23 protein-coding genes are annotated in these 23,150 nt (G+C 65.1%); 15 read left to right on the top strand and 8 right to left on the bottom strand.

All coding sequences use genetic code 11. The annotated features are described in order from the left end of the window. Positions 1-264 precede the first annotated feature (264 nt). The gene (locus ACV22V_RS28735) at positions 265-1,113 is read left to right on the top strand and encodes a helix-turn-helix domain-containing protein (RefSeq protein WP_448016194.1); all 849 of its coding nucleotides are present in this window, start codon (positions 265-267) and stop codon (positions 1,111-1,113) included. A 6-nt stretch (positions 1,114-1,119) separates the two neighbouring features. Here ACV22V_RS28735 and ACV22V_RS28740 read toward each other — a convergent pair whose 3' ends face one another. Beyond that, entirely contained in the window at positions 1,120-1,746 is a 627-nt protein-coding gene (locus tag ACV22V_RS28740; protein WP_448016195.1) for a LysE family translocator, read from the bottom strand. Between the two features lie 174 nt (positions 1,747-1,920). Here ACV22V_RS28740 and ACV22V_RS28745 point away from each other — a divergent pair, with 174 nt between their 5' ends. Then, positions 1,921-2,385 carry an Lrp/AsnC family transcriptional regulator gene (locus ACV22V_RS28745; RefSeq protein WP_082721818.1) on the top strand — a complete coding sequence of 155 codons (465 nt, stop codon included), beginning with the start codon at positions 1,921-1,923 and terminating at the stop codon, positions 2,383-2,385. 131 nt (positions 2,386-2,516) lie between these two features. On the opposite strand, the gene ACV22V_RS28750 is transcribed toward ACV22V_RS28745, so the two are convergent. From ACV22V_RS28750 to ACV22V_RS28775, 6 genes are read right to left on the bottom strand one after another with little or no spacing between them, the layout of a single operon-like run. Continuing rightward, positions 2,517-3,728 (bottom strand): acyl-CoA dehydrogenase family protein, encoded by a 1,212-nt coding sequence (locus tag ACV22V_RS28750; RefSeq protein ID WP_448016196.1) that lies wholly within the window; start codon positions 3,726-3,728, stop codon positions 2,517-2,519. Further along, positions 3,725-4,582, bottom strand: a complete 858-nt coding sequence (locus ACV22V_RS28755; RefSeq protein WP_448016197.1) for a hypothetical protein — start codon at positions 4,580-4,582, stop codon at positions 3,725-3,727. The genes ACV22V_RS28750 and ACV22V_RS28755 overlap by 4 nt, the downstream gene beginning before the upstream one ends. A gap of 54 nt (positions 4,583-4,636) precedes the next feature. Further along, positions 4,637-5,293: a methionine ABC transporter permease gene (locus ACV22V_RS28760; RefSeq protein WP_047902352.1), complete on the bottom strand. Its 657-nt coding sequence runs from the start codon at positions 5,291-5,293 to the stop codon at positions 4,637-4,639. Beyond that, on the bottom strand, positions 5,286-6,473 hold the full coding sequence (locus tag ACV22V_RS28765; RefSeq protein ID WP_448016199.1) for a methionine ABC transporter ATP-binding protein: 1,188 nt from the start codon (positions 6,471-6,473) through the stop codon (positions 5,286-5,288). Before ACV22V_RS28765 ends, ACV22V_RS28760 begins: the two co-directional genes overlap by 8 nt. A gap of 18 nt (positions 6,474-6,491) precedes the next feature. Then, positions 6,492-7,910, bottom strand: coding sequence for an LLM class flavin-dependent oxidoreductase (locus ACV22V_RS28770; protein ID WP_448016200.1), 1,419 nt, complete (start codon positions 7,908-7,910; stop codon positions 6,492-6,494). 10 nt (positions 7,911-7,920) lie between these two features. Further along, positions 7,921-8,751, bottom strand: a complete 831-nt coding sequence (locus ACV22V_RS28775) for a MetQ/NlpA family ABC transporter substrate-binding protein (protein ID WP_448016201.1) — start codon at positions 8,749-8,751, stop codon at positions 7,921-7,923. 74 nt (positions 8,752-8,825) lie between these two features. On the opposite strand from ACV22V_RS28775, the gene ACV22V_RS28780 reads away from it, so the two are divergent. From ACV22V_RS28780 to ACV22V_RS28835, 12 genes are all read left to right on the top strand, one after another. Continuing rightward, positions 8,826-9,074, top strand: a complete 249-nt coding sequence (locus tag ACV22V_RS28780; RefSeq protein WP_448016202.1) for a hypothetical protein — start codon at positions 8,826-8,828, stop codon at positions 9,072-9,074. 100 nt (positions 9,075-9,174) lie between these two features. Beyond that, positions 9,175-10,539 (top strand): 2-hydroxycarboxylate transporter family protein, encoded by a 1,365-nt coding sequence (locus tag ACV22V_RS28785; protein WP_059692283.1) that lies wholly within the window; start codon positions 9,175-9,177, stop codon positions 10,537-10,539. Between the two features lie 142 nt (positions 10,540-10,681). Continuing rightward, on the top strand, positions 10,682-12,568 hold the full coding sequence (locus ACV22V_RS28790; RefSeq protein ID WP_448016203.1) for a sensor histidine kinase: 1,887 nt from the start codon (positions 10,682-10,684) through the stop codon (positions 12,566-12,568). Continuing rightward, positions 12,558-13,919 carry a sigma-54-dependent transcriptional regulator gene (locus ACV22V_RS28795; RefSeq protein ID WP_223962633.1) on the top strand — a complete coding sequence of 454 codons (1,362 nt, stop codon included), beginning with the start codon at positions 12,558-12,560 and terminating at the stop codon, positions 13,917-13,919. The genes ACV22V_RS28790 and ACV22V_RS28795 overlap by 11 nt, the downstream gene beginning before the upstream one ends. A gap of 20 nt (positions 13,920-13,939) precedes the next feature. After that, on the top strand, positions 13,940-14,269 hold the full coding sequence (locus ACV22V_RS28800) for a DUF3579 domain-containing protein (RefSeq protein WP_448016205.1): 330 nt from the start codon (positions 13,940-13,942) through the stop codon (positions 14,267-14,269). Between the two features lie 500 nt (positions 14,270-14,769). Next, the gene (locus tag ACV22V_RS28805; protein ID WP_060346242.1) at positions 14,770-15,003 is read left to right on the top strand and encodes a hypothetical protein; all 234 of its coding nucleotides are present in this window, start codon (positions 14,770-14,772) and stop codon (positions 15,001-15,003) included. Between the two features lie 99 nt (positions 15,004-15,102). Further along, positions 15,103-16,293, top strand: a complete 1,191-nt coding sequence (locus ACV22V_RS28810; protein WP_448016206.1) for a hypothetical protein — start codon at positions 15,103-15,105, stop codon at positions 16,291-16,293. Continuing rightward, positions 16,293-17,492: an MFS transporter gene (locus tag ACV22V_RS28815; protein ID WP_059528457.1), complete on the top strand. Its 1,200-nt coding sequence runs from the start codon at positions 16,293-16,295 to the stop codon at positions 17,490-17,492. The genes ACV22V_RS28810 and ACV22V_RS28815 overlap by 1 nt, the downstream gene beginning before the upstream one ends. Further along, on the top strand, positions 17,492-18,373 hold the full coding sequence (locus ACV22V_RS28820; protein WP_448016207.1) for a methyltransferase domain-containing protein: 882 nt from the start codon (positions 17,492-17,494) through the stop codon (positions 18,371-18,373). Before ACV22V_RS28815 ends, ACV22V_RS28820 begins: the two co-directional genes overlap by 1 nt. Before the next feature lie 6 nt (positions 18,374-18,379). Then, positions 18,380-19,075 carry a hypothetical protein gene (locus ACV22V_RS28825; protein WP_223962644.1) on the top strand — a complete coding sequence of 232 codons (696 nt, stop codon included), beginning with the start codon at positions 18,380-18,382 and terminating at the stop codon, positions 19,073-19,075. Positions 19,076-19,082: 7 nt separating this feature from the next. Continuing rightward, positions 19,083-20,306, top strand: a complete 1,224-nt coding sequence (locus tag ACV22V_RS28830; protein WP_448016219.1) for a DUF2087 domain-containing protein — start codon at positions 19,083-19,085, stop codon at positions 20,304-20,306. 384 nt (positions 20,307-20,690) lie between these two features. Continuing rightward, a complete protein-coding gene (locus ACV22V_RS28835; RefSeq protein WP_448016208.1) occupies positions 20,691-21,542 on the top strand; it encodes an alpha/beta fold hydrolase in 852 nt (283 codons plus the stop codon). Positions 21,543-21,651: 109 nt separating this feature from the next. Here ACV22V_RS28835 and ACV22V_RS28840 read toward each other — a convergent pair whose 3' ends face one another. Then, the gene (locus ACV22V_RS28840) at positions 21,652-22,092 is read right to left on the bottom strand and encodes a PACE efflux transporter (RefSeq protein ID WP_059528471.1); all 441 of its coding nucleotides are present in this window, start codon (positions 22,090-22,092) and stop codon (positions 21,652-21,654) included. 98 nt (positions 22,093-22,190) lie between these two features. Between ACV22V_RS28840 and ACV22V_RS28845 the strand changes: the two genes are divergently transcribed. Then, positions 22,191-23,081: a LysR family transcriptional regulator gene (locus ACV22V_RS28845; RefSeq protein WP_448016209.1), complete on the top strand. Its 891-nt coding sequence runs from the start codon at positions 22,191-22,193 to the stop codon at positions 23,079-23,081. The last annotated feature ends 69 nt before the right edge of the window (positions 23,082-23,150 follow it).

Below are 23,150 nucleotides of genomic sequence, written 5' to 3' on the forward strand. Positions count from 1 at the left end.
TGGATTCCCCTGGAATGCCTTGTTGTGAATGTGCGCGGCATCCGGCCCGGGTGTGGTGGTCGCGGGTCCGGTGCCGCCTCTCAGGTGGCACGAGGGCTATGGTAACGCAGCGTCGGTGCGCATCCGGGATCGAAATGCGGGGGCGGAAGGGCGCCTCGAGCGGAGGCGGGCGGAGTCGGCGATGCACACCCGATGCACATCGATCTGGAATGCTTACCTCGCAGGTAATGCCCGATGCGCGCGGGATTGCCTATCATCCTCGTCATGAACTCGACCGCCGCCCTTCAATCGCTCCCCCCGTCCGCCGGCCGCGCGTCCGGCATCGGCTCGCTGCTGCGCACCTGGCGTCAACGCCGGCGCCTGAGCCAGATGGCCCTCGCGCTGGAGGCCGAGGTGTCCGCGCGGCACCTGAGCTTCGTCGAATCGGGGCGCGCGCAGCCGAGCCGGGAGATGGTGCTGCATCTCGCGGAGCGCCTCGACGTGCCGCTGCGCGAGCGCAACGCGCTGCTCGTCGCGGCCGGCTATGCGCCGCTGTTTCGCGAACGGCCCTTCTCCGATCCGCAGCTCGATGCGGCGCGCCACGCGGTCGAAGCCGTGCTGCGCGGCCACGAGCCCTACCCGGCACTCGCGGTGGATCGCCACTGGACGCTGCTCGCCGCGAACCGGATGCTCGGCGCGCTGGTCGTGCAGGCCGATCCGGCGCTCCTGCGGCCGCCCGTCAACGTGCTGCGCCTGAGTTTGCATCCTGACGGCCTCGCGCCGCAGATCGTCAACTGGCACGAATGGCGCGCGCATATCCTGCACCGGCTGCAACGGCAGATCGACGCGAGCGGCGACCGCACGCTGCATGCGCTGCGCGACGAACTCGCCGCGTATCCGGCACCGGCCGGCCAGCCCGACGACACGCATGCGCGCGCCGACTATGCGGACATCGCGGTGCCGCTGCGGCTGCGCACGGCCGCCGGCGAACTGACGTTCTTCAGCACGACGACGGTGTTCGGCACGCCGGTCGACGTCACGCTGTCGGAACTCGCGATCGAGGCGTTTTTCCCGGCGAACCCGGAAACGGCGGACGCGATGCGCGCGCTGGCGGACGCGCTGCCGGCTCGGTGAGCATCGTCAACGACGCTCGAACGCCAGCTTCACGCCCAGCCCGAGGAGCACCGCGCCACTCACCCGGTGCATGCGGGTCAGGATGCGCGGATTACGCCGGATCGACGTCGACAGCAGGCCGGCGAACAGCGCGACCGGCCCCTTGACGAGAAACGTCAGGCCGGCAAACGTCGTGCCGAGCACGAACAGCGACACCATCGGATGCGCGGCGCCCGCGGGCACGAACTGCGGCAGAAACGCGAGATAGAACAGCGCGACCTTCGGATTCGACACGTTGGACAGCGCGCCCTGCGCGAACGTGCGCCACCCGGACGCCGGCGCGTCGCGACCGCTCGCGAGCGTCAGCTCGCCGGACGAACGCAGCAGCGTGATGCCGAGGTACAGCAGGTACAGCGCGCCGATCATCTTCAATGCAGTGAACAGCCATTCGGATGCCTGAAGAAGCGCGCCCAGCCCGAGCGTCGCGAGCATCGTATGCACGAGCAACCCGACGCTGACGCCCGCCGCGGTCACGAGGCCCGCCCGCGTGCCGCCGGATAGCGTGCGCGACATCACGAGCACCATGTCCTGGCCCGGCGTCAGAATGATCAGAAGGGAAGTGGCCATGAACGGCAACCAGGCTACGTGCGGCATCGGAATTCTCCTGAAAGCGGCACCGGGCGCGACGGACGGGAATCGCACACGCCTCCGGGGCCGGGCAGTCATCGGATTATCGGCAAGTTGCCGTGGAGAATGGCTGCGAAATTGGCTACTTTCGATGCTGGATTTGGAGTTACTCTCCATCATCGACATTCTTGGTAGCCAAAAATGCCAATCAAGCTGGACGCCATCGATCGGCGCATTTTGCGTGCGCTACAACGAAACTCGAACCAGACGAATGCCGAGCTCGCGCAGCAGGCCGGCCTCTCGCCCACGCCCTGCCTGCGCCGCGTTCACCTGCTCGAGGAACAGGGCGTCATCGACGCATACGTCGCCCTGCTGAACCCGGCGGCCGTCGAGCTGCGATTCACGGCATTCGTGCGCGTCACGCTGGAACGCCAGGACAAGACCACCGTCGAACGCTTCGCGCGCGAGATGGAGCAGGCGCCCGAGGTGCTCGAATGCCATCTGATGGCCGGCAGCTACGACTATCTGCTGCGCGTCATCGCGAAGGATCTGGACGATTACCAGCGCTTTCAGATGGAGACGCTCACCCGGATCGAAGGCGTACGCAACGTCGAAACCGAGATCCCGCTGAAGCGCATCAAGCAGACGGTACGTCTGCCGATCTAGGCATGCGGAATGGCGAGGTGCGGCGCACGACGGCGGTGTCGGGCCACGGCTCGTTCGGCGCCGGCGCGGGCGTCGGCTATCGCTGGTAGGCGACACCGGGCTGCGTAGCGTCGGCGGACGGCTTGCCGACGCTACGTATACAGCGACGCCTGCGGCAATTCCCCCGTCAACGCGAACCGGCCGACGTCGCGCAGCCGGTAGTCGAGCGGATCGTGCAGCGTATGCGTGCGCGCGTTGCGCCAGAAGCGGTCGAGGCCGAGCGATGCGGCCGTCGCGCGCGCGCCGCACGCATCGAACAGCGCCTCGCCGTTGTCGAGCGCCGCGCGCTGCGCGACGATCTTCGCGTCCGACACCGCGAGCGCCACTTCAGCACGTTCGCCAGCCGTCAGCGCGTCGCGCCGCGTCCATGCCCGCTGCAACGCGACGGCCGCGCGGTCGGCCAGCGACGCCGCCGCAACCGCCTGCACGCGCATGTCGCCGAAGCGCTGCAGCGTATAGGGATCGTCGCTCGCCTGCGCGACGCCCGAGTCAATCCACGGCCGGCCGTGCGCCAGCACGTATTCGCGCGCCTCGGCCAGCGCGCCTTCCGCAAGCCCGACGAACAGGTTCGTCAACACGAGCTGCGACACCAGCGTGCGCAGCGTCGCGCGCGGCGTCGGCGGCGTCTCGGACCGGTGCAGCACGTCGTCCGGCGCGAGCGTCACGCCGTCGAAGCGCACGCTGCCGCTGTCGGTCTGGCGCTGGCCGACCGGATCCCAGTCTTCGTTGACCGTGATCCCGTCGCGATCGGTCGGCACGACGCCGAACACGGCGCGGCCCGTTTCCGGATCGTGCGCGGACACGGTCATCCGCTGCGAGCCGCGCGTGCCCGAGCAGAATCCCTTCACGCCGTCGAGCCGGTAGCCGCCGTCCGGCGTCGCGGTCGCCACCAGCCGCGTGTCGAGCGGGTTCACGGCATTGCCCCACCACCAGCGATGCTCGACCGTGCCGCGCAGATAGCGTTCGCGCTGCGCCGCACTGCCCCACACGTCGACGCTCACCACCTGCAGGACCTGGAACCCGACCAGATGCGCGAGCGCGCTGTCGACGCGCGCGATCCGCCGGATCGTGTCGTAGATCGCCGGCCACTCGGCCTCCTGTCCGCCGAATTCGCGCGGCACCGCGAGCGTCAGCAGGCCCGCTTCGGCGAGCCGCTGCTTCTCGTCGGCCGCATGACCGCCCGCGCGGTCGCGCGCGGCGGCCGTCGCACGCAGCGCGTCGATCGCACGCGCCAGCGCATCGGCGTCGATCGCGCGTGCGTCGGAGTCCGGCGCCAGCGTCGCCGGGCCGCGAGGATCGTTCATGCGACGGCTTCCTGTGCAACGGTTGCGTGCGCAACGACATCGCTCGACAGCGGCACCAGCGCGCCGAGTCGACGGCCGGTCAGCCGCGACAGGATCTCGCGCCGCCAGTCGTCGTAGATCGCGCGGTATTCGGCGATATCGGCACCGAACACGTGCGCGGTGTGCGCATATTCGTCGTGCAGATAACCGTCGAGCCGTGCCTGCGTTTCCTCGTCGGCCGCGATCACGCGATCGATCAGCGCGTCGCGCTCGGCGGCCGGCAGCGCCTTCAACGTGTCGAACCACCACTGGACGATCTGCACGCGATGCCACTCCTCGTCCGGTCGAATCCGGTTTTCGCCGTGCTCGCGCATCGCGCCGTCGGCGATGCGGCCGGTCTTGCGCTGGATCCACAGCTTCGCGAGGATGTGCAGTTCGTAATGCCACTCGAACGCGAGAAAGCCCGCGACGTCGCGCACCGCGATGTCTCCGATGCGTTTCCAGTGCGCGGCGACGAGCCGCTCGACTTCCGGCAGCGGATCGCGGCCGGTCAGTTCGGTCACGCGTTCGCGACCGATCACGGCGTGCGCGCCGTCGTCGCCGAGCTGACGCGACAGGATCAGCTGGAAATGCGGGTCGTCGCGGAACAGCGTATCGATCGCCTTCGCGACGACCTGCACGATGAACAGGTCGTGCGACGCCATCTTCGTGTAGTAGTCGGCGACGGCGGCCCGTTCGTCTTCATCGCGAGGCTCGCGCGGCGGTGTCGCCAGCTTGTCCGGGAAATCGGGGCGATGGCGTCGCGCGACGTCCAGAAACAGCGCTTCCTCGAATTGTCCGTTCCATTCGCGCGGCGCGCCGGTAGGTAAGGTCATGGGTATGGTTCTCTCAGGGTCTTCAATGAAAAGAGCCGGCGCTCGTGGCGCCGCTCAGGTACGCCGGGTCACGCGTCGGACCAGGCGGTCGCCCGTGATTTGCACGGCCGAAACGAGTGCGATCAGGATCACGATCACGGTCACCATCACGGTGGTGTCGAAGCGCTGGTAGCCGTAGCGGATCGCGAGATCGCCGAGCCCGCCCGCGCCGACGGCGCCGGCCATCGCGGTCGAGCCGATCAGCGCGACGACGGTGATCGTGAAGCCGCCGAGCATGCCGGGCAGCGCCTCCGGCAGCAGCACGTGCCACACGATGTGGCGACGTTTCGCGCCCATCGCAAGCGCGGCCTCGATCAGCCCGCGATCGACTTCGCGCAGGCTCACCTCGGCAATCCGCGCGAAGAACGGAATCGCGGCGATCGACAGCGGCACCACGGCCGCCCACACGCCGATGGTCGTGCCGATCAGCACGCGCGTGAACGGCAGCAGCGCGACGAGCAGGATGATGAACGGCGTCGAGCGGAACACGTTGACGAGCGCGCCGAGCACCGCGTTCACGCCGCGCCGCGCGTAGATGCCGCCCGGCGCGGTCGTCACGAGAATCACCGCGAGCGGGATGCCAATTAGCGCGGCGATCGCGGCCGACGCGGCGACCATCGACAGCGTGTCGCGGATCGCGTCGAGCAATTCGGGCCACCAGAGTTCAAACATAGCCGAGCACCTCCGCGTGGTTCGCATGGCGGCGTGCGCGTTCGAGCAGTGCCGCGACCGCGCCGCCGCGTGCCGGCGGCTGCCCCGCGTCATCCGCGGGCGGCGACGCCGCGATCACGAGACGCCCCTGCGCATGGCCCTGGATCCGCTCGATCCCGCCGTGCAGAAAGCGCACCGAACCGCCGAGCGCCGCCGCGAGCGCGCCGACGTCCGGCTCGCCGCCGCTCTCGCCCGTATAGCGAACGTCGAGCACCACCTGCGCGCCGTCGGGCAGCGCGGCCTGCTCGGGCAACGGCCGCACGCGCGCGGCCAGTTCGGCCGGCAGGTCGTGCACGAGCGTGCTGAGCAGCGCCCGCGTCGCGCCGTGGCGCGGATCGCCGAACACGCGCCACACCGGGCCCGTTTCGACGACTTCGCCCTGCTCGATCACCGCGACCGTGTCGCAGACCGCGCGAATCACTTCCATCTCGTGCGTGATCAGCACGATCGTCAGCCCGAGGCGGCGGTTGATGTCGGCGAGCAACGCGAGGATCGATTGCGTCGTCTCGGGATCGAGCGCCGAGGTCGCCTCGTCGCACAGCAGCACCTCGGGGTCGTGCACCAGCGCCCGCGCGATGCCGACTCGCTGCTTCTGGCCGCCCGACAGGCTCGCCGGATACGCGTCGCGCTTCGCGGCGAGCCCGACGAGGTCGAGCAGCGCCTCGGCCTTGCGCGTGCGCTCGGCTTTCGGCACGCCGGCGATCTTCAGCGGCAGCGCGACGTTCTCGAACACCGTCTTCGCCGACAGCAGGTTGAAATGCTGGAACACCATGCCGGTGCGACGCCGCAGCGCGACGAGCCCGTCCTCGTCGAGCGCGCCGACGTCGACGCCCTGCACGCGCACGCTGCCCGAACTCGGCCGTTCGAGGCCGTTCACGAGCCGCAGCAGCGTCGACTTGCCGGCGCCGCTGCGGCCGATGATCCCGAACACCTCGCCGCGCCGCACGTCGAGCGTCACGTCGCGCAGCGCGGCGGCCTGGCCGCGCGGCGTCGAGAACACCTTGCCGACGTGCGCGAGCGACACGGCGGCGCCGTCGGCGCGTGCGGCCGCTTCGTCAAGCGCCCCATGTGCGTGCGCGCCTGCGCCGGCCCGCGCAGCCGAAGCCTCGATGAAACCCAGCGTATCGAACAATTGCGTCATCGCTTCGCTCCGTCACGTTCATGCATGCGCGGGATGCGCGGGTTCCGTCGCCGGCGCGGCGGTGGGCCGGTGCCGCGCGCCCGTGTGCCAGGCCGGCAGCCGCGCGCCGGCGCCGAACAGTTTCTCGCGCAGCGTCGGGGCGGGATCGTAGTCTTCCTTGTAGACGCCGCGGTTCTGCAGTTCCGGCACGACCCAGTCGACGAAATCCTCGAACGACTCGGGCATCACGGTGCGCGTCAGGTTGAAACCGTCGATGCCCGTCTCGTCGATCCACGACTGCAGTTCGTCCGCGACCTGCGACGGCGAACCGACGATCGGCGCATAGCGGCCGCCCAGCGACATCTGTTCGAGCATCCGGCGCACGGTCCACGTGCCGGTCGTGCTCTTGCGCGAGATCGCGTCGACGGCCGACTGGATCGAGTCGGTCTTCACGTACGAGATCGGCTCGTCGAGGCCGTACTTCGCGAAGTCGATGCCGGTCGAGCTCGCGAAATGCGCGAGGCCGGCTTCCGGGCTCGCGTAGCGCCGGTATTCGTCGAACTTCTCGCGCGCGAGACGTTCGGTCTCGGCGGTCACGACGCTCACGCCGGCGAAAATCCGGATCGATGCCGGGTCGCGCCCCTGCCGTGCGGCGGCCGCGCGAATGTCGAGCGCGGCCGCGCGCGCGGCGGCCTTGCTCTGCCCGTTCACGAACACGCATTCCGCATGCCGCCCCGCGAATTCGACGCCGCGCGCCGACGAACCGGCCTGGTACAGCACCGGCGTGCGCTGCGGCGACGGCTCGCTCAGGTGGATCGCGTCGACCGAATAGAACGGCCCGTCGTGCTTCACGCGCCGCACCTTGCCCGGCTGCGCGAACACGCGCGCGTGCGCATCGCGGATCACCGCGTCGTCGTCCCAGCTCTGTTCCCACAGCTTGTAGACGACGTCCATGTAATCGTCCGCGCGTTCGTAGCGGTCGTCGTGGCCGATCTGCTGCGCGAGGCCCATCCCGCGCGCGGCGCTGTCGAGATAGCCGGTCACGATGTTCCAGCCGACGCGCCCCTTCGTCAGGTGGTCGAGCGTCGACATGCGGCGCGCGAACAGGTAAGGCGGCTCGTAGGTCAGGTTCGCGGTCACGCCGAAGCCGAGATGTTGCGTGACCTGCGCCATCGCGGGCACGAGCAGCAGCGGATCGTTGACGGGCACCTGCACCGATTCGCGCAGCGCGGCGTCCGGGCCGCCGCCGAACACGTCGTACACGCCGACGATGTCCGCGAGGAAGATCCCGTCGAACTTGCCGCGTTCGAGCGTCCTCGCGAGATCGGCCCAGTAGTCGAGATCGGTGTAGTGCGCGGAGCGGTCGCGCGGATGCGTCCACAACCCGTGGTTGATGTGCCCGACGCAGTTCATGTTGAACGCGTTGAGCAGGATCTTCTTGCGGTTCACCGTCGTCATGTCGCCTCCGTCACCACGCGATCGCGTACAGCGAGCCGAACGCGTTGTCGAGCGCCCGGCGCACCGCCGGCGAGTGCTGGTAGATCGCGATGAACTTGCGGATGCGCGCATCGTTCACGCTCTCCGGCCGCACGACCCACTGGATCGCGAAGTTCTTGTTCTCGGTGCCGTCGAACAGCAGCGCGCTGTTCGGGTCGGTCGTGCCGGCGAGCTTGATGAAGCTCGGGTAGCCCTGTGCAAGGTCGACGTCGTCGAGCGAGCGCGCGAGCTGCGACGCTTCCAGCGGGATGATCTTCAGGTGTTTCGGATTCGACACGATGTCGTGCGTCGTCGCGCGGTAGTCGGCGCCCGGTTTCAGCGTGATGAGGCCCGCGCGCTGCAGCAGCAACAGCCCGCGCCCGCCGTTCACCGGATCGTTCGCGATCGCGACGCGCGCGCCGTCCTTCAGCTCGTCGAAGTGCTTCACCTTCTTCGAATAGAGGCCGATCTTCATGATCGTGCCGGGCGCGATCGATACGAAGTTGTAGCCGCCCTGCTTCTTCGCGTTCTCGAGAAACGGGATGTGCTGGAAGTAGTTGACGTCGATGTCCTTGTTCGCGAGCGCCGCGTTCGGCGTATTCCAGTCGGTGAACTCGACGATCCGCACGTCGAGGCCCTGCTCCTTCGCCTCCTTCGCGGCGATCTTCAGCGCATCGATCTGCGGGCTCGTCGAGATGCCGACCTTCAGCGGCGCGGTATCGGCGCGCGCGCCGTTCAGCATCACGACGCCGAGCAGCGCGGCGGCCAGCAGGCTGGCCACGCGGCCGCGGGAAAAGCGGGTGGAAAAGACGGCATGCAGCATGGGAACCACTCTCCTGTCCAAAGACGGTATCGACGGATGAGCGACGCCGCGGCGAACGCGCGGGCGTTCTCCGGATGGTCGTCGTCGCATCGGAAAAGGATCAGTCGATGATAGAGAGCGGCGGGAAGGCGGTCTACGAAGCGATTGTGCGAAGAAAATCGCGTGCGGCGATATGGCGCGCGATCCGCCGCGCGGGCGGCCGCCCGGATGGCCAGTTGGCCGAAATCTCGGCCTGGCCGGCGGGCGAATTCCGAAATCTCGGCCAGCCTGCGGCTGAACCCTTTCCGCAGACGAAACAAATCCGTTATGAATCAATGCATTGAAAATATTCCGGCAGGCCGGATTTCTGGCACGGGGGTTGCGTAATAGACGGCACACGATGCCGCGAAGCCATGCAGGCATTCCAACATCAGGAGACACGTCTTGCAGACCTCAATCCCTACCCCCACCCGTGCCGAGCCGATTGCCGAAGCCGGTCCCGCCACGCGCGAGCGCTTCTGGCCTGAAGGCTGGTGGAAGCTGATGGAAATCCGCATCGGCATCATCCCGCTGCCGGTCTACGTGATCCTGTTCGGGCTGATCGTCGGCTTCGCGGTGACGGGCAAGGTGCCCGGCGAGATCTCGATGGCGATCGCCGTCCTCGCGTTCTTCGGCTTCACCTGCGCGGAACTCGGCAAGCGCCTGCCGCTCTTGCGCAACATCGGCGCGGCCGCGATCTTCGCGACCTTCGTGCCGTCGGCGCTCACCTATTACCACGTGCTGCCGAAGCCCGTGCTGAACCTCACCGTCGAGTTCACGAAGTCGACGAACTTCCTGTATCTGTTCATCGCGTCGATCATCGTCGGCAGCATCCTGAGCATGGACCGGCGCGTGCTGATCCAGGGCTTCGTGAAGATCTTCATTCCGCTCGCCGCCGGCTCGGTCGCGGCCGCGATCGTCGGCACGGCGGTCGGCACCGCGCTCGGCCTCGGCGCGCGCCACACGCTGCTGTACATCGTCGTGCCGATCATGGCGGGCGGCGTCGGCGAAGGCGCGATTCCGCTGTCGATCGGCTATTCGGAACTGATGCACCTGCCGCAGGGCGAGATGTTCGCGATGGTGCTGCCGCCGGTGATGCTCGGCAGCCTGACCGCGATCATCCTGTCGGGCGCGCTCGACATGCTCGGCAAGCGCCTGCCGCACCTGACCGGCAACGGCCGCCTGCAGGTGGGCGAAAGCGGCGACATGACGCCGGAAAGCGAGGAAATCCGCGGCCACGTCGACGTCACGCACATCGCGGGCGCCGGCATCACGGCGATCACGCTGTACCTCGTCGGCCTGATGGCGCACAAGCTGTTCGGCCTGCCCGCGCCGGTCGCGATGCTGTTCCTCGCGGTGCTGGTGAAGCTCGCGCGCGCGGTGTCGCCGCCGCTGCAGGAAGGCGCGTTCGTCGTCTACAAGTTCTTCTCGACCGCCGTCACGTATCCGCTGCTGTTCGCGATCGGCGTCGCGATGACGCCGTGGGACAAGCTGACCGCCGCCTTCACGATCGTCAACGTCGTCACGATCGTGTCGACCGTCGCGACGCTGATGGGCACGGGTTTCGTGGTCGGCCGCCTGCTGAAGATGTACCCTATCGACACCGCAATCGTGAACGCCTGCCACAGCGGGCAAGGCGGCACCGGCGACGTCGCGATCCTGACCGCCGCGAACCGGATGCAGCTGATGCCGTTCGCGCAGATCGCGACGCGCATCGGCGGCGCAATCGTCGTCACGGTGACGCTGATCCTGGTCGCGCACTTCGGATGACGCGCCGCTGCGCGCACCGTCGCGCAGGCTGCTTCGCACGCGCCGCCGCCGGCCCTGCCGGCGCGCGGCGCGCGTCGTTCGGGGCGTCGCTCCGAGGGCCGGTTGCGAATGACCGGTTGCGGACGACCGGTTGCGGGCTTCGATGAGGGCGAACGTGCAGAAGAGCTTCAAGGGAATCCCGTGGTGGGGGTGGGCGTCGGCCGCCGTGCTGTATGTCGGCGTGGCGGGCGCGGCCGTCGATTTCGCGTGGGAACGCGCGATCGACGCGCTCGAGGAAACCGGCGCGCATCGGCTCGACCTGTACGCGTCGAGCCTGAAGAGCGAACTCGGCCGCTTCGAGATCCTGCCCGGCCTGGTCGCCCGCCAGGACGGCGTGCGCACGCTGCTGCGCGCCGCGCCGCAAGACCGGCCCGCGCTCACGCACACCGTGAACACGTATCTCGAAGCCGTGAACCGCGACGCGGGCAGCGGTGCCGTCGACGTGATCGACCTGCAAGGCGAAGTGATCGCCGCCAGCAACTGGAACGAGACGATCAGCTTCGTCGGCACCAACGTGTCGTACCGGCCGTACTTCAAGGATGCCCTGGCGCACGGCAGCGGCCGCTTCTTCGGGATCGGCACCAACACCGGCGTGCCGGGCGTCTACTTCGCGAGCGCGGTGCGCGACGACGGCGTGCCGATCGGCGCGACTGCCGTGAAGATCAGCGTCGACCCGCTCGAGTCCGCATGGCGCGCGCCGGGGGTCGCCGCGATGGTGGTCGACGGCAACGGCGTGGTCGTGATCTCGACCGAGCCGGCGTGGAAATTCACCGCGCTGCGCCCGATCACCGCGCAGCAGCAGCGCGACATCCAGGCGTCGCGGCAATACGCGGGCCGCACGGTCGACGTGCTGCCGTACCGCCACATCGGCGACCGCAGCGCCGCTGCATGGTTCGGCACGTTCCCGGATCCGCGTCACGCCGGCCGCAGCACACGCTATCTCGTGATGTCGCGGCCGGCGCCGCAGGCCGGCGACTCGCTGATGGTGCTGCTCGACATCGCCGGCGCGCGGCGCCAGCAGCAAACCGCGTTCGTGTTCGTCACCGGCGCGTTCCTGATCGCCGCGCTGCTGGTCGGCTACGCGATCCAGCGCCGCCGGGCGATCGTCGCGCGGCTGAACGCGCAGGACGCGCTGCGCCGCGCGAACGACCGGCTCGAGCTGACCGTCGCGCAGCGCACGGCCGCGCTGACGGCCGCGAACGAGCGGATGCAGCGCGAGATCGTCGAACGCGAACGCACCGAGCAGCGGCTGCGCGATTCGCAGCAGGAAGTCGTGCACGCGGGCAAGCTCGCGGTGCTCGGGCAGATGGCCGCGGGCCTCACGCACGAGCTGAACCAGCCGCTCGTCGCGATCCGCACGCTGTGCGACAACGCACGCACGTTCTTCGAGCGCGGCCAGCCGGCGCCGGCATACGCCAATCTCGAACGGATCGGCAAGCTGGTCGACGGCATGGCCGTGCTCACCGGCGAGCTGAAGACCTTCGCGCGCAAGCCCGACGTCGAGCGCGTCGCCGTGTCGCTGAACGAGGCCGTCGCGCACGCGCGGCTCATCTACGATGCGCGAATCCGCGACGAAGGCGTGCAGCTCGACGTGAACATCGCGCCCGGCACGACGGTATCCGCGGAATCGAGCCAGTTGCAGCAGGTGATCGTGAACCTGCTCGGCAACGCGCTCGACGCGGTGCATGACGCGCCCGTGCGGCGCATCGTCATCGAAGCCGACGATGCGGACACAGCCGGCCGCGTGCGCCTCACCGTTGCCGACAGCGGCGCCGGCATCGCGCCGGAGGTGCTGCCGCACCTGTTCGAGCCGTTCGTCACCACCAAGCCGCGCGGCCAGGGCCTCGGGCTCGGCCTCGCGATCACGTCGCGCATCGTCGAGGCGTTCGGCGCGAAGATCGCCGCGACGAACCGCGACGCCGGCGGCGCGCAGTTCACCATCGAATTCGCGGCGGTCACGCCGCAACAAAGGACAGAGCATGGAAGATGAGATTCGCGTGCTGGTCGTCGAGGACGATGAAAACGTCCGGATCGGCGTCGAGCAGGCCGTCGCGCTCGCGGGGTTCCCGGTCGACGCGTTCGCGTCGGCCGCCGACGCGCTCGCGCACGTCGCGCCCGGCGCGCCCGTCGTGATCGTGTCGGACGTGCGGATGCCGGGCATCGACGGGCTGCAGCTGCTCGAACGCGTGATGGCCGTCGATACGCAGATTCCGGTCGTGCTGATCAGCGGCCACGCCGACATTTCGACGGCCGTCGGCGCGATGCAGGACGGCGCATACGACTTCATCGAGAAGCCATTTTCGTCGGACGTGATCGCCGGCCGCGTCGCGCGCGCGGTCGAGAAGCGCAGGCTCACGCTCGAGGTGCAGGGGCTGCGCGCGGCGCTCAACAACTGGCAGGGCATCGAGGCGTTCGTGCTCGGCAAGTCGCCCGCGATGGCCGACGTGCGCAAGAAGATCCTGCGCCTCGCCGATACGTCGGTGTCGGTGCTCATCACCGGCGAGACGGGCACCGGCAAGGAACTGATCGCGCGCAGCCTGCACGACTTCGGCGGCCGGCGCGATGCGCATTTCGTCGCGCTGAATTGCGGCGGCCTGCCCGAGCAGGTGTTCGAGAGCGAGCTGTTCGGCCACGAGGCCGGCGCGTTCACCGGCGCGATCAAGAAGCGCATCGGCAAGATCGAATGGGCGCACGGCGGCACGCTGTTTCTCGACGAGATCGAGACGATGCCGATTCCGCTGCAGATCAAGATGCTGCGCGTGCTGCAGGAACGCGTGGTGGAGCGGCTCGGCGCGAACGAGCTGATTCCGGTCGATTGCCGCGTCGTCGCCGCGTCGAAGGCCGATCTCGCCGAACTCGCGGCCGACGGGCGCTTCCGCGCGGACTTGCTGTATCGGCTCAACGTCGCGCAGATCGAGCTGCCGCCGCTGCGCGAGCGGCGCGAGGACGTGCCGCTGCTGTTCGAGCATTTCGTGCTCGCGGCCGCGCGGCGCTTCGGGCAGCCGGCGCCGGTCGTCACCGCTGCGCAGGTGTCCGAACTGATGACGCATGCATGGCCCGGCAACGTGCGCGAACTGCAGAACGTGGCCGATCGCTTCGTGCTCGGGCTGACCGGCGACAGCCTGCTGTCGTCCGGCGGCGAACCGGCGGCGGGCGGCACGCTTGCCGAGCAGATGGCGTATTTCGAGCGGATGCTGATCGAGGACATGCTGCGGCGTCACAACGGCAACGTGGCGGATGCGAGCGTTGCGCTCGGCATGCCGAAGAAGACGCTTTATCACAAGCTGCGCAACCTGCGGATTCCCGCGCGCGGCGACGCGGCGGCCGACGGCGGCGAATGACGCGAAAGGATACGCACGGCATGGATCGCATCGACATCACCGCACGCGGCCGCATCGACGGCCACCTGATCCGCGGTGTCACCCGCGCACACAAGACGTTCCGCCCGAGCGACTGGCCCGAACGGCTCGCGGGCGTCATCACGCTGTTCGTCGGCGAGCGGCGGCCCGGCTATCCGTGCGCGCTGTCGCGGCTCGCGATGCCGGTCGTCGACGGCGGCGTCAAATGCCTGTTCGTGTCGGACGAATTGCGTGGCGTGTGCGCCGATGCGTTCGAGTTCGCGATGCAGTTCGCCGCCGACAACGATCTTCCCGTCGAGCTTCAGACCGCGCCGGCGTTGGTGGTGCGGTAGAAATTCCTCCGGCGTCTCCATCCAGCTTGCCCGCCGGTATTAGTTGAATGGCGATGGTTTCGGCACAGCCCGGTAGATCGTCGAGCACGCCTTCATCTGGCTGCACCACATCGGACGACCGCACCCGGCTCGGATGTATGGCGCCCCTCTGAAGCGCTCATGAAAAACCCCGCTCGCGTTATCTGCAAAAAACTCCGAAGGGTCGGATCATGTTTTGACTTTTTAGAAGTTCAGAGTCGGATGTCTGATCAGGATAAATATCTCAATAAATCCCAATAATTCTGACAGGCTATCAAGCACCAAAATCAATAACCATCGGCAGATAAACTCATCCAGCACACTTCGTGCATGGAATGTCTTTTGAATTTAATTTTCTTACAAATGCTTGACACTCACATTTCATTTGGTGCACTCTCACATGGCGGGCAACCTCTCAATGAAAAACGAGGATGTGCGCACCACGTTCCCTAAATTTCGTTTCGTTAAAAAGGAGCATCAATATGACGATTTCCTTGAAAAACATAACGAGAAGTAAAGAGTTGACCGCTGCTGAAATCGAGCCGGTCGTAGCCAACGTCAAATACGCGCAGCGTAATGACGTCGAAATCGAGCCGGTCGTGGCCAACGTCAAATACGCTCAGCGTAACGACGTCGAAATCGAGCCGGTCGTGGCCAACGTCAAATACGCTCAGCGTAACGACGAGGAAGTCTCGGCTGTCGCAGAAGCTGCATGAAACCCGCAGTAATACGCATACACCGCTGAATCCGCTCCGTGGGCAAGGGCTTTGGCCTCTTGCTCACCTGCCCATGTTTCGCTGAATGGAGAGTCGAATATGGTCGCGTTGTTGTCGCCGAAATTTGTGAATGAATTATGGGGGAAGCAAGCGGCGGAGCTCACCATATCGCAGATCCCATTCGACGATAAAGATGTGCTGGATGCACTCAAGGAATATTCCACTTGCACGAACGACATTCGATCTCGCAACGCTCATTCTGAAGCCATAACCGCCTTCAATGGAAAGCGCACTCCAGAGCCGCGCCCTGACTTTCTCGTGCTTCCGACCGACACTACGTTTGACGGTTATGTATCGAGAATCGCGCGTCTTGCCGGCGACGACGAATGGACGGTCATGTACTATGGACTTCACGCGGCAAGCCCTGTCATTTGGGACGTCGCAAAGTCCTTCTCAGACCAGCTTGCCTCATCGATAGGCTATCGTCCAGGTGGCCGCGTCGACATTGATTGCTTTATTGGACGATATTCATCCACTTATATCGGAATTCATGCCGATCACGCGCATAATTTCGGATTCACCCTGCGCGACGGGAAAACGATGTTCACCTGGCCTGGAAGCAGGTCGGATCTCGCTGGAATACGATTTCCCGATTACGAACCATTCAAGCCCGAGAGCACTCCGCTCGAGAACAAAACGAATCGAGTAACCTATTTCCCCGAGAACTGGTTGCACGTTGCCGAAACACGATCCGACGTATCGGCAAACGTGAATATCGCTTTTTGGGAAACCGGCAGCGATACGCAGCAAAACGCAAACTACGTGAAGGGCCAGCTTCCGGTGCCCACTCGTACACGCCATGACGTGCGCTCCTCCGGCATCGTAAGCCTCAATCCCGATGACGAGCTGCTGCTTTCGTCCTTGCAGGCCTTGCTCGCCGGTGCATCTCTGAAAAGACGAATGATGATTTCCCAACTCATCTCGGATACCAGTAGCCGCTTGAATGTCGGTCGTCCGATCGTCGAAGTCGATGAACTGGACGACGTCATCTCCCTCAACGCCATCAGCACGCTGCAGTGGATGCCGGTATTGCAGGATGGCGAGATCCTGGTCGCGGCCAATGGCCACTGCAGCAGCTTCCGATACAGTCGCGTAATGCATGACTTTCTGAATCGCTTGTCCACCGGTCAACACGTGAACATTGCGGATATGTCACGCAAGCAAGACCCATCGCTGAATGATGACCTCCTGAGAGTCACCGCTTCGCTGGCGCAATGGGGTGCGCTTTGATGGGGCTCAGAGGTCGATGGGCACTCGTTTTTATCTGTATCTGCCTGTCGTTTGGCAGCTTCGCTGATGAAGCGGCTCAAGTGACCTTTGCCCTGAGACTGGCCGATCACACTTCCTCCGTATCAATGTTGCTCGCCGCGGGTCTCATCGGAGGCATTCTTTCCGGTCCGATCGCTCCGGTGATCCTCGAGCGAAGCGGGCCTCGCCAAACGATTCCTGCGATATTCGTCCTTCAGTCGCTTCTGATCGCGATCGCGTCCCTGGCCAATCAGTTCTGGGGCTACGTCGCCGTGTCAATGGCGCTCGGATCCACCGGGTCCCTGCTGTGGGCGGCAATCATGGTCGCCATTCCGACCTACGCAAGAGACGAACGATACATCGATCGCATCAACCGGATTACGCAGTCCATGCGAAACATGGGTTACGTCGGTGGCCCGGCTCTCGGCGGATTGCTATACGGCATGGCCGAGCGTTCGCGGGGCTTGCTGCTGCTGGCGTTGTTGGTATTGGTCGCTGCGCCCGTCACCGCGCTCTGTTTCAATGCGCTGGATTCCTTCGTTCAAAAATCCGGCCAGTTGCCCAAGCAAGACAAGCAAAAGGGCCGGCTGGACCTGCCGGGCCTCTTTCGCACCGCCGGCGTGACCCGCGCGGTCGCCCCGTTGTGGGTGACTGTCGTGCTGACCTCCACGCTCAACGTTCTGTTGATATTTCGCATTCGAACCGATCTGCAGTTCAGTGCCGAAATATACGGATTGGTTGTCAGCGCGTTGAGTGTGGGGCTCATCGTCGGTCCCGTTGCTTGTTCCGGAGTATTGGCGAGGTTCGGCGATGCAGCTGGCGCGTCCATTGCCGCCGGCGTCATCGGCTTCGGCATCTTGTGGCTCGCGTTGAGCGACACCGCGTGGGTCATCATGTGCGCGACGTTTGTGATCGGCTTGGCTAATGGCATCCAAAACGCGCTCACGTCGAGTTTCATGATGAAGGCGATCCCTCCAAAGCAGCGGGTCAACCTGATGCCGGCCTATATATTCTGCATCCAGACTTCGGTATTTCTCGGTTTCATGAGCGCCGGCATGATCAGTACCGCGCATGTGAGCATGGCCCTCGTAGCAGTTGGAGTCGCAACGGCAATCACCGGTGCATGCGGCTTCGCGTTGAATGTCAGAAACCGACCCGGCATGATGACAAAAGGAGCTTGATGATGGATGCAATAGGACGCTTCGGATCAAAGCCAGGCGATACGAAATCGATCAACCTGCAAGCCCCGTTGGATCGCATCGTGTCATCGGGCGTGGCGAATCTCCGAGTCAGCCATTACTACTTCGACGAACCACTGTTCGACGAGTATGAATCGACAACAGTCCGCGCGACATGGGATTTCGCCGCCGCAGAATCCATCGTCCGGGATGGGTACAGCATTCTCGATCTGGGCTGTGGCGACGGCAGACTGCTCCTGCACCTCGCCGAAAAATTCTCACTGCAGGAGAGTTTTGGCATCGACATCTCCCCCATCGCCATCGATCGATTCGAAGCGTCCATCAATCACGGCCACATTCACGCGCTTCGGGGGGACATATTCGACCTTCCGACATCGATCACGCAACGCCGATTCGACGTCGTCACCTTCGGCGATGCAACCGTCAATTTCATTCTGGACGACAACAAGCTCGAAGCGTTGCTCTGTAGCGCGAAGGCTCAGCTGCGCGACTCCGGGTCGCGGATCATGGTCGCCGTCTTCGGCGACGGTACACCCGAGCGTCTTGCGTTCATGGACAAGCGCTGCACGGTTGTGCCATTTCGGCGCAGCAACGGCGAAGCCGCGCTCATCTGGTGGGCCTACAAATACGACAGTGACAAGCTGATCATGCATCGATCGGTCTTCGCGCAATCAGGACGGAACGAAAGCGGAGATATCGAAGGCGTGGTATGCGATCTTCGAGACCGGATGTGGACCCCCTCGACACTCGCTCCCATTGTGAAGGCAAGCGGCCTCACGATCGAGAAAGTCGTCGCATCCGAAGTGCAGGACGGCGCCGCCGTGGGCATGGCGACGGCAATTGTCATATTGAAATCGGCCTGAACCACCATGAGAACAGATCCGATTCGACCGAACTTCTATCGAGGCACGGGGGGATATGCGTGGCAGCTCGCCGAATATCTCCAGGGCGGCCACGTCCACGCCGACAGCAACTACACCCTCGGCAAATCAATGCCGCCGGAGTTACGGAACCCGCTTGCAACCTATCCGGAGTCCCTGCCCCCGGACTCGTCGGTCAGGTGGGCCAGGTCGGTGCGCATTACTCGCAGTGCGCCTCGACTTGTCGGCGCGCGAGGAATTCGATCGTCGCTTGTCGTGGTCGAAAGCGCGCAGGCGTTTGGAGGATTTCGCGATGAAGACGTTCAGGCGCTCGTCGAAGGAACGACGGTGAAGGCGTTGCCGCGTCTGGAGATCAATGGCGTGCCGCACAAAACCGGCACGCTGCTGATTGCGCTATATCGACACGGGTTCATCGAGACCGACCAGACATTTCCGGCATCGCCTCCGCTCCGCTATCTGATCGAGCCCACCTGTATCGTCTCCGACGCTCCGGGAATTGGACGCGTCGCCATCAACCAGCTCAACGGCCGAACCATCCGATTGAGCGAAGCGTCTCGACGTATCTTCTCACTGGACACGCTCTCGGAAGAGATAACGGAAACGCTGCCCCCCACCGTCGTGCATTTTGCGAAAGCCGGCATGTTGAGATTGATCTCCGGAGGAAACGCCCGTGCAACTGATTAGACCCGGAATGGGTACGGAGAATAGCGCTGCATTGATCTCCGCGCTCATCCGCATGGCCCGCCCCGTTACAGTCGTCGAGATCGGCGCCGGCGACAGCACGGTTTTCATCGCGAAGGCGCTCCAGCAGGCTCGGCAGGATTGGCTGCACGACAAGAATCTACTGGATAGCTCAGCATGGCAGGAGCGCAGCGCGCTTCTTGATCCGACAGGAATCCCCGATGTCTATCAACCCAGGCTGATCACCATCGACGACTTTACCGCGGAAGGCTCCTCGGCCGAAGAAGCGTGGGCTGTATTGAAGAATCACGATATCGACGAGCACCTCGTCACATTCGTCAAAAGCAACTTCTACGCACTCGATGAAGCCACCATCGCGTCATGGGAACCAGTCGATATCGCGTGGATCGATGCGGGCACACCCGCCGACGACGTCCGTTTCGTCGCGACACTGTGGGACCACATCGCGCCCGGCGGATACTTGTGCCTTCACGAGCCGACCATGTTGACCACCGTCAACATGGAGGGAACACAACGTGTTCGCAGAGTCAGAACGCCGATCTGGGAGGAGCTGTTTCGCAGGCAGGACAATTCATTCGAACTCATCACGCTGCCGGAATTGCACAAATACCGCCAGAGCGGCCTGGGTATCCTCCGAAAGCGCCAACAAAGTGAACGTGTGCTCCGTTCGCAACCGCTGCAGTCCGAACTCGTCGCCTTGGGAGAGATTCCGATTCGCAGCAATTATTTGCCGATTGGCGAGGATGCATTGAAACTGCGTCTTCGCAAGGACGCCATCCTTGCCGCGATGACGTCGAGCGAAGCGCGCTCCGTTTACGCTGCGATCGTCCTCGGCAACAATCGTGTTGCCGATATCGAGGAAAAGGTGGGCCTCGATGCGAAGGTCGTCGGCAAAATCCTGACCCGATTGCTGAGCATCGGGCTCATTCAGCGCGACCAGAATGGGTTTTCGGATGTCGGTACGATATGGGGAGAGATGGTCGATCGCCAGCATCGCAGCGCGGAAGATCTGAGCGATCGGCAACTGGAAACAGATATCTCCATCGAGAAGATCGCAACGGCTTTCGCGCCGGATACGCGTTACACCGAATCGGAGATATCCAAGATCTGTCAATTGTTCACAGCCGATTACGCCCGACTGAGGCGCTACCTGGTCGATCGCGGTGTCCTGCGACGTCAAGATAACGTATATCAACGGGTTCTATCGCAATAGCAAGCACTCACCCGATGGATGTCGAATCTGTCGCCGCTAGATGCGGCGTGGCCACGATCGGCCCGTACCAAAACTGGCGTTAGCCGCGGCCGCCCTGCTTGTCACGATGGTTGCCTCTTGAAGGCGCAGGCAATCGTTGCGGCTCTCTCTCGCCCTCTCCTTCCGCGGCGCGATGCGCATCCCCACAAGGCGCCGCATGCTGCCTCCAGCTGCACCCTTAATCATCTGATGATTTGATGCGCTGGCGCACCTTCCCCCTGCGACAAGGGTTTTCAGCCGAACCATCAATAAAATTGATCGTGACGATGAAAATTATGCGTTTTCCTTGCAGCTTGCCGTGAGGCATAGTTGCGACGTGATGACGCACCCATTGAGTTTTCAGTCATGAACATGCGAATCGAGCCGTCGGTGCTCGCGAACCCGGACCTGCAATTTGCGACGCTTTCGTCGGGCATCAGCCTGCCGTATGTCGAGCGGGGGAGCGGCGCGCCGATGGTGTTCGTGCACGGATCGTTGTGCGACTACCGTTACTGGGAGCCGCAACTCGCGTCGCTGTCGGCCCACTACCGCTGCATCGCGCCGAGCCTGAGCCACTACTGGCCGGCCGTCGAAGCGGGCATCCAGGACGAGTTCAGCTGGCAGAACCACGTCGACGAACTCGCCGAATTCATCGACGCACTCGATCTCGGCCCCGTGCATCTCGTCGGCCACTCGCGAGGCGGCAGCGTCGCGTTCAACGTCGCCCGCCAGCATCCGCACCTCGTCGAGTCGCTGACGCTCGCCGATCCGGGCGGCCCGCTGCAGCAGCCGGGCGTGCGCGAAGCCGCTCTGCCGGCCGCCGCGATCGCACTGCGCACGAAGGCCGTGAACCTGATCGGCGAAGGCGAAGTGGAAGCCGGCCTCGAAATGTTCGTCGATTCCGTGAGCCTGCCCGGCGCATGGAAGAAGAGCACGTCGCGCTTTCGCACGATGGCGATCGACAACGCGAGCACGCTGCCGAAGCAGCTTCAGGATCCGCTGCCCGCGTATTCGCAGCACACGGCGTCGGATATCGCATGCCGTACGCTGCTGATCGACGGCCAGCGCAGCCCGAAGATGTTCCGCAACAACGTCGACACGCTGTCGCAATGGATCGGCGATGCGCAACGGCAGACCGTCGCCGGTGCGTCGCACGGGATGAACGCGGCGAGCCCCGCGGTGTTCAACCGTTACGTGCACGAGTTCGTCGCCGCGTAACGCTCGCGGGCGGCATTCGCGCCGCCCGTTGCTTACTCCCCTTTCTCATTCGAAGCGCTGCGATGCGGACTGCCTGCATCGCAGCGCTTCGTCCGCATGCGCGTTCGCGTCACATGATCGGTTCGGGCTTGCGCGTCACCGCATCCGGCAACCCGAACACGCTGTCGAACGACCAGTTATACGCGAACGTGAAGATCGGGAAGAACACGATCAGCACCGCGTCGTACAGGAACGCCTGCACCAGCGACACGTCGAGCCACCACGCGATCAGCGGAATCAGGAACGTCACGAGCGCGACCTGAAAACCGATCGCATGCACGACGCGCCGCGCGACGGTGCGCGTCGTTTCCGCGCGGCGCCGCTCCCACGCCTCGAACCCGAGGTTGTACAGAAAATTGACGATGACGCCCGTCGTCGAGATCATCACGCCGAGCAGGCCGCTCGTCGTCGCGCTCGCGCCGCTCAGCATGCCGAGCACCGACGATGCGACGAGGATGCCGAGCACCTCGAACATCACGACGTAGACTATGCGTCTCTTCCATCCTTGCATGACCCACCACCTTCATATCGAACGAGGTGGCGAGACTACAGCGGGCACTTCGCCCGCAAAAGTCAGGTCCTTTCAATTTTTCTGACAGGAGGCCGCCGATGCTGACCAGCGACCACATCGACATGCTGCTGACCGTCATCGACAAAGGCTCGTTCTCGGCGGCCGCGCGCGCGCTCGGCCGCACGCCGTCGGCGGTCAGCATGGCAATCGCGAACCTCGAGGCCGAGCTGGACCTCGTGCTGTTCGATCGCGGCACGCGCGAGCCCACGCCGACCGCCGCGATGGCCGCGCTGCTGCCCGATGCGCGGTCGATCGCCGAACGGTTGCAGGCGTTGCGCGCGCATGCGCAGCACTTGTCGGAAGGCGTCGAGGACACGCTGCGGCTCGGCCTCGCGGCGGAGCTCGACGGCGCGCCCGTTGCGCGCGCACTGACCGCCGTCGCCGCGAAATATCCGGCGCTCGCGATCAGCATCGTCACCGCGCCGCAGGACGCGATCGTCGACGCATTGCATCGCGGCGCGGTCGATCTCTGCGTCGCGTACGGCGGGCTCGATCTTCATCCGCAGGAACAGATCCACGCGCTGTGGACCGAAACGCTGATCGCCGTCGCCGCGCCCGGCCATCCGTCGATCGCCGAAGCCGCGCATCCCGAGGCGATCGAACGGCTGTCGGGGTTTCGGCAGATCGTCATTGCGGACCCGGAACGGCCGCTCACCGACGTGCGTCCCGTGATCGGCAACCGCACGTGGAAGGTGACCGACATGGCCACCGCGATCGCGCTCGTGAAGGCCGGACACGGCTGGGCGAACCTGCCCGAATCGCTGATCGGCCGGTATGTCGAGGACGGCGAACTGGCGCCGCTCGTGTTCGCGAACATCCGCAACGGGCTGCCGCTGCCCGTGTACCTGCGCCGGCCGAAGTACACGGGGCTCGGCAAGGCGGCCAGCGAACTGGTGCGGGCGCTGCGGGCGGAAAGCGACAACAGGTAAGCGCTGCGGCGGCGAACGCCGCCGCAGCGTTGGTCAACGCCCGACGGCTTGACCGTTAGTTGCAGTTGC

It is taken from the genome of Burkholderia sp. AW33-5 (assembly GCF_053427615.1).

Coding starts and splice junctions, on each gene's coding strand:
- ACV22V_RS28845 (WP_448016209.1), top strand. CDS start 22,191: ATGCTGACCAGCGACCACATCGACATGCTGCTGACCGTCATCGACAAA.
- ACV22V_RS28740 (WP_448016195.1), bottom strand. CDS start 1,746: ATGCCGCACGTAGCCTGGTTGCCGTTCATGGCCACTTCCCTTCTGATC.
- ACV22V_RS28825 (WP_223962644.1), top strand. CDS start 18,380: ATGAGAACAGATCCGATTCGACCGAACTTCTATCGAGGCACGGGGGGA.
- ACV22V_RS28795 (WP_223962633.1), top strand. CDS start 12,558: ATGGAAGATGAGATTCGCGTGCTGGTCGTCGAGGACGATGAAAACGTC.
- ACV22V_RS28765 (WP_448016199.1), bottom strand. CDS start 6,473: ATGACGCAATTGTTCGATACGCTGGGTTTCATCGAGGCTTCGGCTGCG.
- ACV22V_RS28780 (WP_448016202.1), top strand. CDS start 8,826: ATGGTCGTCGTCGCATCGGAAAAGGATCAGTCGATGATAGAGAGCGGC.
- ACV22V_RS28800 (WP_448016205.1), top strand. CDS start 13,940: ATGGATCGCATCGACATCACCGCACGCGGCCGCATCGACGGCCACCTG.
- ACV22V_RS28750 (WP_448016196.1), bottom strand. CDS start 3,728: ATGAACGATCCTCGCGGCCCGGCGACGCTGGCGCCGGACTCCGACGCA.
- ACV22V_RS28815 (WP_059528457.1), top strand. CDS start 16,293: ATGGGGCTCAGAGGTCGATGGGCACTCGTTTTTATCTGTATCTGCCTG.
- ACV22V_RS28840 (WP_059528471.1), bottom strand. CDS start 22,092: ATGCAAGGATGGAAGAGACGCATAGTCTACGTCGTGATGTTCGAGGTG.
- ACV22V_RS28745 (WP_082721818.1), top strand. CDS start 1,921: ATGCCAATCAAGCTGGACGCCATCGATCGGCGCATTTTGCGTGCGCTA.
- ACV22V_RS28775 (WP_448016201.1), bottom strand. CDS start 8,751: ATGCTGCATGCCGTCTTTTCCACCCGCTTTTCCCGCGGCCGCGTGGCC.
- ACV22V_RS28820 (WP_448016207.1), top strand. CDS start 17,492: ATGATGGATGCAATAGGACGCTTCGGATCAAAGCCAGGCGATACGAAA.
- ACV22V_RS28760 (WP_047902352.1), bottom strand. CDS start 5,293: ATGTTTGAACTCTGGTGGCCCGAATTGCTCGACGCGATCCGCGACACG.
- ACV22V_RS28755 (WP_448016197.1), bottom strand. CDS start 4,582: ATGACCTTACCTACCGGCGCGCCGCGCGAATGGAACGGACAATTCGAG.
- ACV22V_RS28790 (WP_448016203.1), top strand. CDS start 10,682: ATGAGGGCGAACGTGCAGAAGAGCTTCAAGGGAATCCCGTGGTGGGGG.
- ACV22V_RS28830 (WP_448016219.1), top strand. CDS start 19,083: ATGGGTACGGAGAATAGCGCTGCATTGATCTCCGCGCTCATCCGCATG.
- ACV22V_RS28835 (WP_448016208.1), top strand. CDS start 20,691: ATGAACATGCGAATCGAGCCGTCGGTGCTCGCGAACCCGGACCTGCAA.
- ACV22V_RS28810 (WP_448016206.1), top strand. CDS start 15,103: ATGGTCGCGTTGTTGTCGCCGAAATTTGTGAATGAATTATGGGGGAAG.
- ACV22V_RS28805 (WP_060346242.1), top strand. CDS start 14,770: ATGACGATTTCCTTGAAAAACATAACGAGAAGTAAAGAGTTGACCGCT.
- ACV22V_RS28770 (WP_448016200.1), bottom strand. CDS start 7,910: ATGACGACGGTGAACCGCAAGAAGATCCTGCTCAACGCGTTCAACATG.
- ACV22V_RS28735 (WP_448016194.1), top strand. CDS start 265: ATGAACTCGACCGCCGCCCTTCAATCGCTCCCCCCGTCCGCCGGCCGC.